At 66.7% G+C, this 16,527-nt stretch carries 14 protein-coding genes; 9 read left to right on the forward strand and 5 right to left on the reverse strand.

The window, feature by feature from the left end:
• Window positions 1–321: 321 nt before the first annotated feature.
• From hslU to AC3WG5_RS12565, 3 genes are all read right to left on the reverse strand, one after another.
• Window positions 322–1,665: an ATP-dependent protease ATPase subunit HslU gene (gene hslU / locus AC3WG5_RS12555; protein WP_492568931.1), complete on the reverse strand. Its 1,344-nt coding sequence runs from the start codon at window positions 1,663–1,665 to the stop codon at window positions 322–324.
• Between the two features lie 228 nt (window positions 1,666–1,893).
• On the reverse strand, window positions 1,894–2,430 hold the full coding sequence (gene hslV, locus AC3WG5_RS12560) for an ATP-dependent protease subunit HslV (RefSeq protein ID WP_008955334.1): 537 nt from the start codon (window positions 2,428–2,430) through the stop codon (window positions 1,894–1,896).
• A gap of 84 nt (window positions 2,431–2,514) precedes the next feature.
• Complete coding sequence (locus AC3WG5_RS12565; RefSeq protein ID WP_492568932.1) at window positions 2,515–2,760, reverse strand: HP1242/YdcH family protein; 246 nt, start codon at window positions 2,758–2,760, stop codon at window positions 2,515–2,517.
• 135 nt (window positions 2,761–2,895) lie between these two features.
• On the opposite strand from AC3WG5_RS12565, the gene AC3WG5_RS12570 reads away from it, so the two are divergent.
• The 9 genes from AC3WG5_RS12570 (at window position 2,896) to AC3WG5_RS12610 (ending at window position 11,445) form a co-directional block, all read left to right on the forward strand.
• The gene (locus tag AC3WG5_RS12570) at window positions 2,896–3,591 is read left to right on the forward strand and encodes an energy transducer TonB (protein WP_492568933.1); all 696 of its coding nucleotides are present in this window, start codon (window positions 2,896–2,898) and stop codon (window positions 3,589–3,591) included.
• A gap of 3 nt (window positions 3,592–3,594) precedes the next feature.
• The gene (locus AC3WG5_RS12575; protein ID WP_492568934.1) at window positions 3,595–4,272 is read left to right on the forward strand and encodes a MotA/TolQ/ExbB proton channel family protein; all 678 of its coding nucleotides are present in this window, start codon (window positions 3,595–3,597) and stop codon (window positions 4,270–4,272) included.
• Window positions 4,259–4,669 carry an ExbD/TolR family protein gene (locus AC3WG5_RS12580; RefSeq protein WP_492568935.1) on the forward strand — a complete coding sequence of 137 codons (411 nt, stop codon included), beginning with the start codon at window positions 4,259–4,261 and terminating at the stop codon, window positions 4,667–4,669. Before AC3WG5_RS12575 ends, AC3WG5_RS12580 begins: the two co-directional genes overlap by 14 nt.
• A gap of 111 nt (window positions 4,670–4,780) precedes the next feature.
• A complete protein-coding gene (locus AC3WG5_RS12585; protein ID WP_492568936.1) occupies window positions 4,781–5,935 on the forward strand; it encodes a TonB-dependent receptor in 1,155 nt (384 codons plus the stop codon).
• Window positions 5,899–6,198: a TonB-dependent receptor domain-containing protein gene (locus tag AC3WG5_RS12590; RefSeq protein WP_492568937.1), complete on the forward strand. Its 300-nt coding sequence runs from the start codon at window positions 5,899–5,901 to the stop codon at window positions 6,196–6,198. Before AC3WG5_RS12585 ends, AC3WG5_RS12590 begins: the two co-directional genes overlap by 37 nt.
• A gap of 106 nt (window positions 6,199–6,304) precedes the next feature.
• Window positions 6,305–6,985, forward strand: coding sequence for a Fe2+-dependent dioxygenase (locus AC3WG5_RS12595; RefSeq protein WP_492568938.1), 681 nt, complete (start codon window positions 6,305–6,307; stop codon window positions 6,983–6,985).
• Between the two features lie 111 nt (window positions 6,986–7,096).
• Complete coding sequence (locus AC3WG5_RS12600) at window positions 7,097–7,648, forward strand: PAS domain-containing protein (protein ID WP_014088740.1); 552 nt, start codon at window positions 7,097–7,099, stop codon at window positions 7,646–7,648.
• Window positions 7,649–8,247: 599 nt separating this feature from the next.
• A complete protein-coding gene (locus tag AC3WG5_RS12605; RefSeq protein WP_492568975.1) occupies window positions 8,248–9,081 on the forward strand; it encodes a methyl-accepting chemotaxis protein in 834 nt (277 codons plus the stop codon).
• 774 nt (window positions 9,082–9,855) lie between these two features.
• On the forward strand, window positions 9,856–11,445 hold the full coding sequence (locus AC3WG5_RS12610; RefSeq protein ID WP_492568939.1) for a methyl-accepting chemotaxis protein: 1,590 nt from the start codon (window positions 9,856–9,858) through the stop codon (window positions 11,443–11,445).
• 82 nt (window positions 11,446–11,527) lie between these two features.
• Here AC3WG5_RS12610 and AC3WG5_RS12615 read toward each other — a convergent pair whose 3' ends face one another.
• Together AC3WG5_RS12615 and AC3WG5_RS12620 are read right to left on the reverse strand one after the other, a co-directional pair.
• Complete coding sequence (locus AC3WG5_RS12615; RefSeq protein ID WP_492568940.1) at window positions 11,528–15,793, reverse strand: ATP-binding protein; 4,266 nt, start codon at window positions 15,791–15,793, stop codon at window positions 11,528–11,530.
• A 3-nt stretch (window positions 15,794–15,796) separates the two neighbouring features.
• Window positions 15,797–16,522, reverse strand: a complete 726-nt coding sequence (locus AC3WG5_RS12620; RefSeq protein WP_482583801.1) for a response regulator — start codon at window positions 16,520–16,522, stop codon at window positions 15,797–15,799.
• Window positions 16,523–16,527: the final 5 nt, after the last annotated feature.

Here is a 16,527-nt window from a genome sequence, read left to right on the forward strand (position 1 = left end):
TTGTTAAAGAGCGGTGCTGACTGCGTCGTTTCCGTCGCTGCGTCAGCTGAGGAGGCGAACTATACGCCCCGACCCCCACCCCGTCAACGCCTTTTTGCAGAAAAACACCAAAAAAAGCGCCTCCCAGCAAAAATCAGCATGCAAACGCCTGAATAGAAACAACTTACCCGATAGACATTTTTTACCGCCCACCCAACTCACCCGCCTGCCGCGCCGCTTCCGGCCCGCCGGCACCGCGCTGAAAATGCAAAAAGCCGGCGAAATCGCCGGCTTTTTTTGGAAATACCGCTTCCGCACAATCGGAAGCGGTACAGCATCCCGTTACAGCACGTAGCGCGCCAGGTCTTCGCGCTGCGACAGCATGTCAAGCTTGCTGTCGACGTAGGCGGCGTCGACTTCGAAGCGGCCGGTGCGGGCGTCGAAGGAGATTTCCTCGAGCAGCTTTTCGATCACGGTGTAGAGGCGGCGCGCCCCGATGTTCTCGGTCTTTTCGTTGACGTGCCAGGCGATCTCGGCCATGCGCTGGATGCCGCTGTCGGCGAACACCAGCTCGACGCCTTCGGTCGCGAGCAGTGCTTCGTACTGGCGCGTCAGGCAGGCGTCGGTGTTGGTGAGGATCTGGCGGAAGTCGTCGACGGTCAGCGAGGTCAGTTCGACGCGGATCGGGAAGCGGCCCTGCAGTTCCGGAATCAGGTCGGACGGCTTGGCGAGGTGGAAGGCACCGGAGGCGATGAACAGGATATGGTCGGTCTTGACCATGCCGTACTTGGTGGTGACGGTGGTGCCTTCGACCAGCGGCAACAGGTCGCGCTGCACGCCGGCGCGCGACACGTCGGCGCCGTTGCCTTCGCTGCGGCTGGCGACCTTGTCGATTTCGTCGATGAAGACGATGCCGTTCTGTTCGACGTTCTGCAGCGCTTCTTGCTTGATCTCGTCTTCGTTGACCAGCTTGGCGGCTTCTTCTTCGATGACTAGCTTGAGCGCTTCGGCCACGTTCAGCTTGCGCGCCTTCTGCTTGCCGGCGCCCAGGCCCTGGAACATGGTCTGCAGCTGGCTGGAGAAGTCTTCCATGCCCGGCGGGGCGAGGATTTCCATCTTGCCCTGCGGCGCGGCGACGTTGATTTCGATTTCCTTGTCGTCGAGCTTGCCCTCGCGCAGCATCTTGCGGAATTTGAGCCGGGTGGCGCTGTCTTCGGGCTTGCTGGCGGGCGCTTCTTCCTCGCCGGAGAAGAAGCCGGCCGGCTGACGGGCCGGCGGCAGCAGCACGTCGAGGATGCGGTCTTCGGCGGCGTCTTCGGCGCGGTGACGCAGGCGCTTGATGGCGGTGTCGCGGGTGTCCTTGATGGCGATCTCGGTGAGGTCGCGGATGATGGTGTCGACGTCGCGGCCGACGTAGCCGACCTCGGTGAACTTGGTGGCTTCGACCTTGATGAAGGGGGCGTTGGCGAGCCGCGCCAGGCGGCGCGCGATTTCGGTCTTGCCGACGCCGGTCGGCCCGATCATCAGGATGTTCTTGGGGGTGATTTCGCTCTTGAGCGGTTCGCTCACCTGCTGGCGGCGCCAGCGGTTGCGCAGGGCGATGGCCACGGCGCGCTTGGCGGCGTCCTGGCCGATGATGTGCTTGTTCAGCTCGTGAACGATTTCCGGCGGGGTCATTTGGGTCATGGCGTATTTCCGGCAAGGTTGACCGAAGGCGTCGGCCAAGCTGGGGTCCGGCTCCGGCTGGGACCACCGCACACTCTTATATAGAGTCGCGGCGGTCGGATGTTACGGTGGCCCCGAGACGGTCGGGGCGTGCTTTGGCAAACCCCATCGCGACGGGCGTGCCGGCCTCCTCGGTGCGAGCGCCGCTGGCGCTCAGGGGACGGAGGCGGTCGCCGGGTCGATGGGCTTTCAGTCCAGCGTCTCGATCAGGTGGTTGTGGTTGGTGTAGATGCAGATGTCGCCGGCGATCTCCAGCGACTTCTTGACCACCACGGCCGGGTCGAGTTCGGTGTTCTCGAACAGCGCGCGCGCCGCCGACTGGGCGTAGGCGCCGCCGGAGCCGATCGCCGCGATGCCCTGCTCGGGCTCGAGCACGTCGCCGTTGCCGGTGATGATGAGCGTGCTTTCCTTGTCGGCCACGATCAGCATCGCTTCCAGGCGGCGCAGCATGCGGTCGGTGCGCCAGTCCTTGGCGAGTTCCACCGCCGAGCGCACCAGGTGGCCCTGGTGCTTTTCCAGCTTGGCTTCGAAGCGCTCGAAGAGGGTGAAGGCATCGGCGGTACCGCCGGCAAAACCGGCCAGCACCTTGTCGTGATAGAGGCGGCGAACCTTGCGCGCGGTGGCCTTGATCACGATATTGCCGAGGGTGACCTGTCCGTCACCGCCCAGCGCCACGCGCTGTCCACGGCGGACGGAGACGATGGTGGTTCCGTCAAACTGCTGCATGTTCTTGTTCCAATGAAAAAAGCTACCGGCGAGCTGCCAGCAGCTTTTCAGGATATGTAGGCAAGTGGACGGATTGCAAGCGGGTCAGGACACGCCGCCGCGGATCAGCCGGTAGAGTTCGTCCTTCAGCGCCAGACGGGTTTTCTTGAGCCGTTCCAGTTCCACATCGCTGGCGGCCTCCAGCTCGTTCTCGATGCGCACCACGGCCTTGTCGGCCTGCTCGTAGTCCATGAACAGGCGGGTAAAGCGAGCGCTATCCTGCTTGAGCTGGTGGATCTCGTCCTGATCGCCGGGAAACTCGGCGGCGAGGGGGTGATGGTCGATGTGCATGGCACGCTCCGGCAAGTGATGGAAGGCAATAGGGGATGAAACCATGCTACGCCCGACGCCGGATGACCCCGTTGACCTGTATCAAATACGCACAGTCTCCATGTTAATGATAATAATTTGCGTTATCATTCTTGCATGAACTCGCGTACCGAACGTTTTGCCGCCCTGAGCGGCGTCACGCTGCTGCACGTCGCCGCGCTGGCCGGGCAGACCCTGCTGGCCGCTCAACACGTGCCGATCACGCCGCCGCAATTGGCACGCATGGAACTGGTGTCCCTTGTCGCGCCGCATCCGGCCGCTCCGGCGCCGGTCGTGCCGACGGCGCCACACCCCGAACCGAAGCCCAGGCCCGAGCGCCCGGCCGCGCGCCGTAGCGCGGCCACCTCCCAGCCGCTATTGAGTACCTCGGCGCCGCGCCCCAGTGCGGCGACACCGAGCGCCAGGCCGTCCCCGGCCCCGGCGCCGGAGGAGCACCGCAGCGAGGCCACAGCCACCGCCAGCAGCGCGGCCCCGGCCAAAGCGGCCGAGGCGGCCGACGCCCCGATCACCCCGCCGCTCTACCGCGGCGGCTACCTGGACAACCCCAAGCCGCGCTACCCGGCGCTGTCGCTGGAGCTGAACGAGACCGGCACGGTGCGGGTACGGGTGCAGGTGAGCGCCGAAGGCCGCCCGCTGGACGTCAGCCTGGCGCAGAGCAGCGGCTACCTGCGGCTGGACCGCGCGGCGCTGGAGGCGGTGCGCCAATGGCGCTTCGTGCCGGCCCGGCGCGGGCAGGAGGCCATTCCCTTCAACTTCATCGTACCCGTCGATTTTTCCATCAAAAGCCACTGAACCATGAATCTGCTGACCGTATTCCACCAGGGGGACGCCGTGCTCGTGACGGTGTTCATGCTGCTCATCGCCATGTCGATCCTGACCTGGTACGTCATCGCGCTGCGCGCCGTGCAGGGCTGGCGTGCGCGCCGCGACAACAAGTTGGCCGAAGCCGCGTTGTGGAACGCCGCGAACTGGCCGACGGCGGAAGCGGCACTGGCCGAGTCGAATTCGGCCTACGCCAACCTGGCGCGCGACGGCCTGTCGGCGCTGCGCCACTTTCATGCCAACGCGCAGCGCTCGCTGGGGCAGGCCTGCGACCTGAACGAATTCCTCACCCGCGCCATCCGCAAACGGCTGGCGCAGGAGACCGGCCGCCACGAGGCGGGCATGACGCTGCTGGCCTCGGTCGGCTCGACCGCGCCGTTCATCGGCCTGTTCGGCACGGTGTGGGGCATTTACCACGCGCTGGTGAACATCGGCGCACAGGGACAGGTGTCGATCGCGACCGTGGCGGGGCCGATCGGCGAGGCGCTGGTGGCGACCGCCGCCGGCCTGGCGGCGGCGATTCCGGCGGTGCTGGCGTACAACACCTTCATGCGCCTGCAGCGGGTGATGGCGCAGCAGATGGACCACTTCGCGCACGACCTGCACGCGCAACTGCTGACCCAGGCGGGAGAGATCGATGGCGTTCGGTAGTTTCGACAAGGGCGAGCACGCCCCGATGGCGGAGATCAACACCACGCCGCTGGTCGACGTGATGCTGGTGCTGTTGGTGGTGTTCATCATCACCGCGCCGCTCTTGACCAACGCGGTCAAGGTCGACCTGCCGCAGGCGGCGGCGGCCCGCTTCGAGGACAAGCCGGAGGCGATCCGCCTGGCGGTCCAGCCGGACGGCCGCTACTTCTGGAACGACGCCCCGGTGGCGCGCGAGGCGCTGGCGGCGCGCTTCGCCGCCGCCGCGCGCGCCAACCCGCAGGTCGAACTGCACCTGCGCGCCGACAAGAACGCGCGCTACGAGTACGTCGCCGAGGCGCTGGCCAGCGCCCAGCAGAGCGGCGTGAGCCGCATCGGCTTCGTCACCGAAGCCCCCTGATCCACCCCTGATTCCCGCGCGACACGCCCCACGGACCTCCATCACAGAGGGAGGCCGCGGGTCGTCTTGCGCCCGGAATCCGTCACCACCCACCCTTTTGCAGAGGAAACCATGAGCCCAAAGAGCCTGAAGGCTTCGGCCAACGTCGCTCAATCCAAACTGCCGGCCCGGCTCACCGCCGGCATGCTGGCGGCGGCGCTGTCGCCGGCGCTGGCCTACGCCGCCGGCACCACGGCGGACAGCGCCGAACTCGAGACGGTCAGCGTGACCGCCGAGCAGCCGCTGCGCGTCAGCTACAAGACCGAGACCTCGAACATCGGCAAGCAGAAGCAGGCGCTGAAGGACATCCCGCAGGCGATCACCGTGGTCAACCGCCAGTTGCTGGACGACCAGCTGGCCAGCAACCTGAAGGACGCGCTGAAGAACGTGTCGGGCATCACCTTCGCCGCCGGCGAGGGCGGCCGCTCCGGCGACCAGGTCTACCTGCGCGGCTTCGCGGCGTTCCAGGACACCTACCGCGACGGCCAGCGCGACGTGGCGCAGTACAACCGCGACCCGTTCAACGACGAGAAGATCGAGGTGCTGAAGGGGGCGAGTTCGATGCTGTTCGGCCGCGGCAGCACCGGCGGCGTGGTCAACCAGGTCAGCAAGACGCCGTTCGCCGGGGAAAAGCTCGAGGGCAGCCTGAGCGTCGGCACCGACGACTTCCTGCGCATGACGCTGGACATCAACCAGGCCTTCAGCGACACGGCGGCCGCGCGCCTGAACCTGATGGCGACCAACGACGGCACGCCCAACGGCATCGAGGTGGCGAAGCGCTGGAGCGTGGCGCCGTCGCTGGCCTTCGGCCTGGGCGAGCCGACCACGCTGACGCTGTCGCACCTGCACCTGACCGAGAACAACACGCCGATGCTGGGCGTGCCGTACGACCCGAACACGCACCGTCCGATCGACGTGCCGGCCGACCGCTACTACGGTCTGCAGGGCATGAACAGCGAGGACATCCAGACCGACATCTCCACCGTGCGCCTGAGCCACAAGTTGGCCGAAGACCACGAACTGAGCAGCCAGCTGCGCGTCGGCCGCTACGACCGCTGGCTCACCGTGGCCCAGCCGCAGCTGCGCAACGACAGCAACAGCGGCGGCGTCAGCGCCGGCACCCCGGTGACCGACGCCACCCTGCTGCGCTATTCCGGCAAGAACCGCGGCTCGCTCACCGAGGTGCAGGCGTGCGGACCGCCAACCTGTGGACCACCTACAAGCTGAGCGACACCGTCACCGCCGGTTTCGGCGCCTACTACACCGGCAAGCGCTATTCCAGCGACAGCAGCAAGGACCAGTCGGCAGCCAACTACCTGCCGGGCTTCATCCGCTACGACGCGATGCTGGCGTACGAGACCCGCAAGTACAAGGTGCAGCTCAACCTGAACAACCTCACCGACAAGAAGTACTACATCGGCCAGAACACCGGCCACGCCTACGCCGGCAACCAGCGCGAGGCGCAGCTGACCATCGGCTACAAGTACTGAGCCCCCCCGCGTCCGGGCTTCGGCCAACCCCGGGGTTGGCCGAAGCCCTTGCCCCCGACTCCGCATCGAACAACCGCGCCGGCACGGCGCCCGAAAGGCAACGCACATGCTGCTCCACGTCCCCGACGTCCTCACCCCCGAAGAACTGGCGCACGGCCGCGCCCTGCTCGAACGCGCCCCGTGGGCCAACGGCCGCCTCACCGCCGGCAGCCAGTCGGCGCAGGTCAAACGCAACCTACAGCTGCCGCAGGACTGCGCCGAGGCGCGCGAGCTGTCCGCCATGGTGGAGGCCGCGCTCCAGCGCAACAGCCTGTTCTTCTCCGCCGCCCTGCCCAAGAAGGTCTTTCCGCCGCTGTTCAACTGCTACCAGGGCGGGATGGACTTCGGCAACCACGTCGACAACGCGGTACGCGCCGACCCCTTCGGCGGCGACTGGGTGCGCACCGACGTGTCCTACACGCTGTTCTTCACCGGCCCGGACGAATACCAGGGCGGCGAACTGGTGGTCGAGGACTACTACGGCCTGCACCAGGTGAAGCTGCCCGCCGGCGACATAGTGCTGTACCCGTCGACCAGCCTGCACCGCGTCGAACCGGTCACCGCCGGCGCGCGCATCGCCTCGTTCTTCTGGACCCAGAGCATGGTGCGCGACGACGCCAGGCGCAGCCTGCTGTTCGACATGGACAGCGCCATCAGCAGCCTGCGCCGCACGCACGGCGACAACGACGCGCTGATCATGCTCACCGCCAACTATCACAATCTCTTGAGAATGTGGGCCGACATCTGATACCACAGCCGCGTTGACAATGTTCTTGCCGCGCCCGAGGAGCTCATCCACACTGTCATAACAAAGCCTTGGGTGCGCACACCCAGCGGGCAGACAAGATGGGAGAGAAACATGGACGCCACGACGACGGCCAGCCGGGAAGTCACCCTGCAGCCGGACGAACTGATCATCACCAAGACCGACCCCAAGGGCCACATCAGCTACGCCAACCGGGTCTTCATGCGCATCTCCCGGTACGCCGAACCGCAGCTGCTGGGACAACCGCACAACATCATCCGCCACCCCGACATGCCGCGCGGCGTGTACCGCCTGCTGTGGAAAACGCTGCAGGCCGGCCAGGAGTTCTTCGGCATCATCAAGAACTACACCGCCGACGGCGACTATTACTGGGTCATGGCCAACATCACGCCGGATTACGACCGGCACGGCCAGCTGATGGGCTACTACTCGGTGCGACGCTGCGCCACGCGCAAGGCGATCGACACCATGACCGAGCTCTACCGCCGCATGCGCGAGATCGAGGCCAGCAGCGGCAAGGCCACTGCTCCCGACGCCTCGGTGGCCTGGCTGCTGGAAGAGGTCAAACGCCGCCAGTACAGCTCGTTCGAAAACATGGTGCTGGACCTGAACAAACCGGCCCAAGCGGGAGCAGCCCAGCGATGAACACTCCACTCCAGCGCAAACGTTCCCCCTTCATCCGCGACTACATCAAGTTCGCCCTGCTCGCCTTCAACCTGCTGCTGGTGCTGAGCTTCGTCGCCCACTTCTTCGCCCCGGACGGCGCCCAGCCCTACATCCTGGGCCTGGTGTTGCTGTGCTCGCTGCTGGCCTCGGCCTTCATCCAGCGCCAGTCCGGCCGCATCCTGGCCACCCTGGACACCCTGCACGAACAGCTCGGCTACGCCCGCTCGGGCGAACTGCACCACCGCGCCACGCGCACCCAGAAACAGGGCGAGGTCGGCATGGTGGCGTGGGAGCTGAACGACTTCATGGACCTGGTGGAAACCTACTTCAAGGAAATGAACACCTGCTTCGGCCGCGTCAGCCGCGGCGATTACAGCCGGCGCCCGCTGAAGGAGGGCCTGCCCGGCGTGTTCGCCAGCTCGATGGACAACATCGACAAGGCGATCCAGGCCATGGAAGACAACAGCGAGTTCGTGCGGCGCAACCGGCTGTCCTCGCAACTGAACCATCTCAACGCCCCCAACCTGCGCCAGAACCTGGCCGCCAACCAGGCCGACCTCGCCGCCATCAGCGAGGCCATGGAAACCGTGTCGGACATCACCCGCAGCAATGCCGACGGCGCCCGCGAAAGCCTGGAGAGCGCCGCCCGCCTGAGCGGCAGCCTCGACACCATCGCCGCCAGCGTGCACAGCATGAGCGACGCCAGCCATGCGCTGAACCAGGCGTGGCAAGGCATCGAGAGCTCGCTCTCGGCCATCTCCGACATCGCCGACCAGACCAACCTGCTGGCGCTCAACGCGGCCATCGAGGCAGCGCGCGCCGGCGAGACCGGGCGCGGCTTCGCCGTGGTCGCCGACGAGGTGCGCAAGCTGGCAGAGCGCAGCAAGGACACCGCCCACCAGGTGCAGACCGTGCTGGCCTCGCTGTCGGCCCGCATCGCCGACATGCAGAGCAAGTCGCAGCAGGCCGGCGGCGTCGCCAACGAGGTCAAGACCTCGGTCGACGCCTTCCGCCAGCATTTCGCGCGTCTGGCGCAAAGCTCGGACGAAGCGACCAGCCAGGTGTACCGGGTGCGCGACAAATCGCAATCGTCGCTGGTCAAGGTCGGCCACATCATGTTCAAGCAGCACGTCTACCATGCCGTCGAGGAGGGGCAGCAGGCCGGCCCGCCACCGCGCCAGGAGCAGCTGGACGAACACCTGCACGCCTTTGCCGCCACCCGTGCCTACGGCGAATACCGGCAGCCACAAGCCGCCCTAGAGCAATGCGTGTCGTCGGCGCTCAGCGCCTCGCAGCAGCCGGACGGCATGGACGAAAACCAGATCATCCAGTTGATGAGCGAACTGGAGCAGCACAGCCAAGCCATGCTGCAACTGTTCGACCGCATGGCCGACGAGCGCTCCGCCCACTAGCCATGACCCGTGCCGGCGTCTTCCCTGACGGGGCGCCGGCCCTCACCCTCCCCTGCTGCCTCGTGTCACCCGGCGCTTCCTGCGCCGACCGCTGCAACGCTCCTCCCTCCGCCTCCCGCCCCGCCTCTCGACCTGCCGTCGACTCCTGGCCATGCCCTGATTCAGCCCCACCGGTCCCAAGGCGGTACTGCCGTGCCCCAGGATAAGCACCTTTGCAAAGCCCTGACCGCCCAAGCACCGCGACGTCGTTGCGCGGCGTTGCCGTGCTACGTGTACTGCCTGCCGCCGCGCGCCTGGCCAAAATCGCCGCACCGGGTTTTGTCCGCGCCCCGTAAAGACAGCGAGTCCGCAGGGATACACCAGCACTGCAGCGCTCAATCCTGCAAGAGCCCGACATCGCCGGAATACAATTATTTACGTAAATAAATAATGTATTTCATTTTATAAATTACAAACAAAGAAAAGACCGTCATAACTCCACCACAGCGTCAGAAAAATCCGTCCGCAAAATAACCCCCGCTTCACCCCAAAAAAGCACCAACCCATCCGGCCAGGCCATGCCCCATGGGAACCGCCTCCCAGCCCGCCAGGGTTTGAAACAAAAACCAAGGATGCGTGGCCGTTTGTTTACACACATAATTTAAAATCCAACGACCACGGCCCTGACAACAACATCCACACCGCCGTGGCCCGGCTGGCCAGCCTCCCGGCAGACCGGACGACACTCGACACAGACCATCTGGAGCACACCGCATGCGCCTACGCACACGACTAATGATCCTTGTCCTCGCCAGCTTTCTCGGCACCCTGCTCATCGCCGGCCTGGCGCTACACTCGCTGCGCAGCGAGCTCTACAGCCAGAAGAGCGAACAGATCACGGTGGCCCTGCGCATGGCGGAGGGCGTGATGAACCGTTATGGCGCACTGGAACAACAGGGCAAGCTGAGCCGCGCCGAGGCCGAACGGCAGGCCAGCGCCGCCCTCAACATGCTGCGCGTGGACGACCTCTACTTCTTCGCCCGCGACGCCAACAACGTGCTCAAGGTCCATCCCAAGGCGGAACGCGTGGGCAAGGAGGATCTCGGCAGCACACTGCCGGACGGGCGCACCACGGTGGCGGCCTACGAGGAGGCGCTGGCGGGTCACAAGTACGGCATCACCACAATCCAGACCTCGCGCGGCAGCAGCCAGCAGCCGATACCGAAGCTCAACGGCGTGGTGCGCTACGAGCGCTGGGGCTGGACGGTCGGCACCGGCATCTTCGTCGACGACGTCGACGCCATCTTCTGGCGCGAGGCGTCACTGCTGCTCGGCGTCAGCGCGGCGGTCATGATCGGGGTCGGCCTGCTGTCGCTGGCCATGTCACGGCGCATCATCGGCACGCTGGGCGGTGAACCCGCCTACGCCGCCGAGATCATGGAGGCCATCGCCGCCGGCGACCTGAGCCGCGACATCGTCGCTCAGGGCCAGGAACACAGCTTGCTGATGGCGATGCGGCGCATGCAGTCCGGGCTGCGCCAGATGATCGAGCAGATCAACCGCTCGTCGGCGCTGATGACGCATACCGCCCAGGAGCTGGCCGGCGAGATGCGCAAGCTGGACCTGGTATCGAACACGGCCAGCGAGTCGACCACCTCCGCCGCCGCCGCCATCGAACAGCTGTCGGTCAGCATCGACCACGTTTCCGACAGCGCACGGCAGACCGAAAGCGACTCGCAGACCATGGCGGAGCTGGCACGCAGCGGCTGCGGCGTCGCCCAGGCAGCGGCCGGAAGCATCCTCGCCGTCTCCGGCCAGGTAACCGGCGCCGCCGCCATGGTGGTGCGCCTGGCCGAGCACACCAGCAGCATCAGCGGTATCGCCGAGACCATTCGCGACATCGCCAACCAGACCAACCTGCTGGCGCTCAACGCGGCCATCGAGGCGGCGCGCGCCGGCGAGACCGGGCGCGGCTTTGCCGTGGTCGCCGACGAGGTGCGCAAGCTGGCGGAACGCACCGCCGAGGCCACCAGCGAGATCGCCAGCATCATCGGTGCGGTGGTGAGCGAGACGTCGACGGTCTCGGCACGCATGGAGGAAATCCGGCCGGCGGTGGAAAACGGCGCGAGCCAGGTGCATGAAGCGGCCGAGACCCTCCATCGCATCAGCCGCAGCGTCGAACAGACCCTGGCGCTGTTCCGCAACGTCGCCTATTCGATGTCCGAGCAAAGCCAGGCCGGCACCAGCATTGCCGGCAGCGTGGAACAGGTGGCGGGGGTGGTGACGGAAACGCGCAGTGCCGTGGCCCTGGCCACGCGGGTGGTGCATGACATCGACAGCATGGCCAAGGGCCTGCACGACGCCGTTTCGCGCTTCCGGCTGTAACGCAAGCGTTGGCCGAAGCCGGACCGCCAGGCGCAAGGCTGGCGGTTTTTTCATGGCGCTGCGGACCAGCGCATGCGCCGGCTCAGGCCGACTGGCCTTCCGCCTCCAGCCAGACGGTGAGCTCCTGCAGCCGGGCCTCGAACTCCGCCATGCCGGTTCCGAACCCGCCCGGATCCGGCTGGCGCGCGGCCGTTTCCAGCGCCTCGGCCACCGCGCCCAGCGCCATGGCGCCGACCATGCGGCTGGCCCCCTTGATACGGTGCGCGGCCCACGCCACGCGCGCGCCGTCGTTGGCGTCTACTGCGGCGCGCAGCGCGACGACGTCTTCCTGGTTGCTCTGCAGGAAGTCCTGCAGGATTTCCCATTCCAGCATGCGGTCCCCATTGCTGTAGACCGCCAGGGCGGAGCGCTCCACCGGCTCGCCCTTAGGCGCCGCCGGCTCCGGGCCGGGCTCCGCCGCCATGTCGGCCATGTCCGCTACGGCCGGGCGGCACAGCCACTTCTCCAGCATCCGGCCAAGCTGGGCCAGGTTGAGCGGCTTGGTGAGAAAATCATCCATGCCGGCCGCCAGCGCGCGGTCCGCCTCTTCCTTGCCGGCGTTGGCGGTGCAGGCGACGATCGGGATCCGGCCGCCCCCCTCGCCAAGCTGCTCGTGCTGGCGGATGGCGTGTGCCAGCTGATAGCCGTCCATCACCGGCATGTGGCAATCGCTCAGGATCAGCGAGAAGTGCCCACTGCGCCAGCGCTGCAAGGCCTGCACGCCGTCTTCCGCCACCTCCACCGGGTAGCCCAGCAGCTCCAGCTGCTTCTGTCCCAGCTTGCGATTGGTCGGGTTGTCTTCGACGAAGAGGATCGGCTTGAAACCGGCCAGCACCGTCCGGTCGAGGCCCAAGGGCACGGGCGGCGCATCGGCGTGCGGCGCAGGCGACGCCTCCAACACCACAGCCGACAGCGTCAGCGTGGCGCAGCTGCCTTGCCCCGGTTCGCTGTCGAGGCTGACGTCTCCCCCCATCAGCCTGGCCAGGCGGCGGCAGATGGCCAGCCCCAGCCCGGTGCCGCCGAAGCGGCGGGTGGTATCGCTCTCGGCCTGAGTGAACGGCTCGAACAGGCGCACCACGGTGTCCCTGGCCATGCCGATGCCGGTATCGACGACGTCGAAACGCAGGGTCTGGGCCAGCTCATCCTCGGCCAGCAGCGAGACGCGCATCTCGACCGAGCCTTGCTGGGTGAACTTGAGCGCATTGCTGACGAAGTTCTGCAGGATCTGGCGCAGCCGCAGCGAATCGAGCAACAGGCAGGGCGCCACCCTGTCGTCGACCCAGGTGGTGAACCACAGCCCCTTGCGCCGGGCGTTTTCCAAGTACAGCCCATGCACCTGGGCGACGATGCCGGCCACCGACGTCGCCTCGGGTGCGAGGTCGAGTCGGCCGGCCTCGATCTTGGAAAAATCCAGAATGTCGTCGATCAGGCGCAGCAAGGTCTTGGCGGACTCCTGAATGGTGTCCACCGCGTCGTGCTGCTCGGGGTCGAGCGGGGTCAGCGCCAACAGTTCGACCATGCCCAGCACGCCGTTCATCGGCGTGCGGATTTCGTGGCTCATCGCCGCCAGGAAGGCGCTCTTGGCATGATTGGCGCTGTCGGCCTGACGGCACGCCTCGATCAGCTCCGCCTCCTGCTGCTTGAGCGCGGTGATGTTGGCCCAGACCCCGACCGTGCCGCGCCCGGGGATCTGCCGCTCGTTGATCTGCCACCACGCCTCGCCCAGTTGCAGCGAAAAGGACGAAGCGCCCTGGCGGTGGCGATGCACCCGCTCGGCGAGCCACTGCTCCGCGTCGAACCCCGGCTCGGGACGCTCGCCCTGCTGCAGCAACGCCCGCACCGTGTCCTCGAACGAAATGCCGAGCAGGGCGTCGGATGACTGCCCCTCGCTGACCAGGTCGGCGAAGCGCTGGTTGCACAGCAGCAGCTGATCGTGCGGTCCGTACAACACGAAGGCCTCGGAAATCGACTCGATCGCCCCCAGCAGCTGGTGGCGGGACTCCGCCGCCTCGTCGCGCGCCTGCTGCAGGGCAAACTCGGCCTGTTTGCGCTCGGTGATATCAAGGCAGGCCAGAATCATGCCACCCTGAACACTCTCGCCGTGCAGTGCCTGACCCTCGATCAGCGCCCACACCGGCATGCCGTTGCTGCGCAGACATTCTGCCTCATACTGCACGTGGCCGCCCTGTTCGCGCGCGTTGCACAAGGCCTGCCCCAGCGGGATCCAGATCTGCTGGTCGGCGACCAGTTCGAACAGATGCAATGGCAGCAAGCCGCCGCGTGCGGTGCCGAAGATCTGCTCCGCCGCATGGTTGGCGCGCAGGATCCGGAAGTCTTCGTCGATGCGCAGCAAGCCGACCGGCGAGGCCGCGTACACAGCTTCCTCTTCCTGCAACACGGCCCGCAGCCGCTGCTCCGATGCCTTGCGGCGGTTTTCTTCGGCGTAGAAGCCCATGATGCTGGCAAACGCCGCGAGCAGGGCGTCCTGCGCCTGCGCCATGGCGTCCCGATCCGGCGCCTTCAGGCACACCAGCGCCACCAGCCGCTGCTCTTGCCGGACCGGCAACAGCCGCCACGGCGCCGCCCCCATTTCCCGCTCGATGTCGCCGTCGGCCGTCGCCAGCAGCTCGGAGAGCGAATCCAGCAGAACGTCCCAGGCCAGGGTGTCGCGGCATCCTTGCCGGGCCAGGAAGCGGAAACGCTCGCCACCGGCCGGATCGGGCTCGACCACGATCAGCCCGCCCTCCGCGGCATGGCAGAATTCGAGAAACAGCGCCAGCAGCCGGCTGAAAACGTGCTGGCGGGCACGGTTGGCCAACAGCAGCGAGGTCACCCCCGAGATCGCCGACAGCAGGGCCAGGCTGCGCGCGTGCGCCATTTCCACCAGGCGCTGCTCGTGTTCGTCGCGCACCACCAGCAAGCGGCGCGTGTGACGCCCGAAGCGCCCCTGCGCCATGCCGCTCAAGGTGATACCGGTAAAGAAGCGGCTGCCGTCGCGGCGGATGCCGACCCCCTGCAGGCGGGTCTCGGCGCCCTCCGGGGTGACGCCGTCCTGCGGCGGCATGGCTTGCTCCAGTTCCAATAGCTCGCCGTAGGCCCGTCCTGGCAGTTCGTCGCGACGATAGCCGAACAGCTGCTCGGCCCCCAGGTTGGCCATCTGGATGATGCCTTCATCGTTGACCGTGAGAATGGCGTCGCGGGTAGCATCCAGCACCTGCTGCAGGCGCCGGAGCGGGCGCAGGATGCGGCGCATCACGGCGAACAGCAGCGCCGCGTACAGCGCGAACGCCAGCAGCGAGGCGAGCACCGTCAGCTGCAGCTCGCGATAAAGCGCCTGACGATGCTCCTCCAGCGTCGATTCCGCCAGCCGGGAGGCGTCGTCGAACAGGAACAGCACCTCGTCGTGCGCCCGGCGTATGGCCTCCACGTAGATTCCGCTGACCGGCAGCGAGGCCGCCGCGCCCTGCAATTCGGCAAGTTGCGCGTTGCTCATGCGAAACAACTGGTACGTCGCCGCGTTGAGCTTGGTGAGACGCTGCGACAGTGCACCCGGACCGAGATAGCGGATATTGCTCTGCAACAGCTCCAGCATCAGCAGGCCACGTTCGCGCTGAGACGCCAGGTCGGCTTCGTCGCTGGAGTTGAGGCGCCGTTTCAGCTCGAGGCGCATCAGCAGGGCCGCCCCTTCACTGCCGATCGCACGGCGCAGCAGCCAGGCATCGAACTTGACCCCGGCGAGCCGGCTCTGGAGCTCGTTGTCATCGTCGCCGAGACGGTACGAGTGGTTGGCGAGTTCGGCGTCGATGCTTTCGAACAGGTGGTTGCTGGCCAGTTGCCAGCTGAAGGCCAGGCTTTCATCGGCCCGGCCCGGGTGGTGTTGCAAATAGCGGTCGATCTCGGCGCGCAGCTTGGCCAGATGGTCATAACGCTGGCGGATCGCGCCCAGGTTGGCCCGGTCCCTCGTCCCTTCCAGCACTTCCACGCTGCGCAGCGCCTCGGCCAAGGCCCGGTCGCCCTGCTGACGCAGGCGCTGCAGCGCGGGCATTTCGTAGCGCCCCGGCGGCTGGGAGTGCACCAGCAGCAGGCGGGTCTGGGCGCCTTCCCGTTCCAGAAAATCGGCAGCAAGGAACAGTTGGTGCGAGGCGCGGTTGAGGTCGACCAGCCATTGGGCACGGCGGTACTGGTGCAGCGAGTCCTGGAGCAGCAGGTAGGAGGCCAGCCCCTGCAGCACGCCCAGCACGATCACCACCAGCACCACCGCCCGGCCGATGGCAACCGTCTGCGTCCAGCGCCCCTTGCCGTCGGTCATGGCTCAGTCCCGACCCGGCTGGTCGGGCTCCACGATGGACAGATGGCTGACGCCGTAGCGGTCGCGGAAGTTGCGCAGCGCAGCCAGCTGGGTGGCGGTGATGCGGGTCCCCTTGGGCAGCAGCAGGTGGCCGGACAGATTGGTCAGATCGCGTGCCAGCACCATGCCGGGCTTGACCCCCTCCAGGGGCAGCAGAATGGCGGCAGCATGGTGGGGCTCGTCCAGCGCCGCGTGCTCAAGCAGGGTGGAGGCGTGGGGTTGGTTGAAGTGCTGCACCTGGCCAGAGTGGGTCGATACCGAGAAATAGCGGAACGGGTCTGCCTCCGGGCGCGGCTTGGTCATGGCCAGTTCGATCGCCTTTTCCACGTCGGCCGGCTTGGGTGGTTTGACGATGAAGCCGTCGGCGTGCAGACGCGCCGCGGCCAGCACGTTGCTGCGGTCGGCGTGCCCGGACAGGAAAATGAACGGCAGGTTGGACGGGTTGGCGGTCTGCCCGCAGCGCAGCTCTTTCAAGAGTCCGATACCGTCCAGACCGTCCATCTGGATATCGCACAGCACCAGGTCGACCTGGCGGATATCCAGGGTGCGAATGGCGGCCGCGCCGTCGGCCGCCTGCAGGATGGCCTCCGGACGCAGGCCCATATTGCGCAGGGCCTGCGTCATCAGGGTTCGGATCAGGACCTGGTCGTCCACCACCAAGACCTTGAGTCTGGCAAAGTCGACACTCATTCGGT

This window comes from Pseudogulbenkiania sp. FW507-F1, from assembly GCF_058781125.1.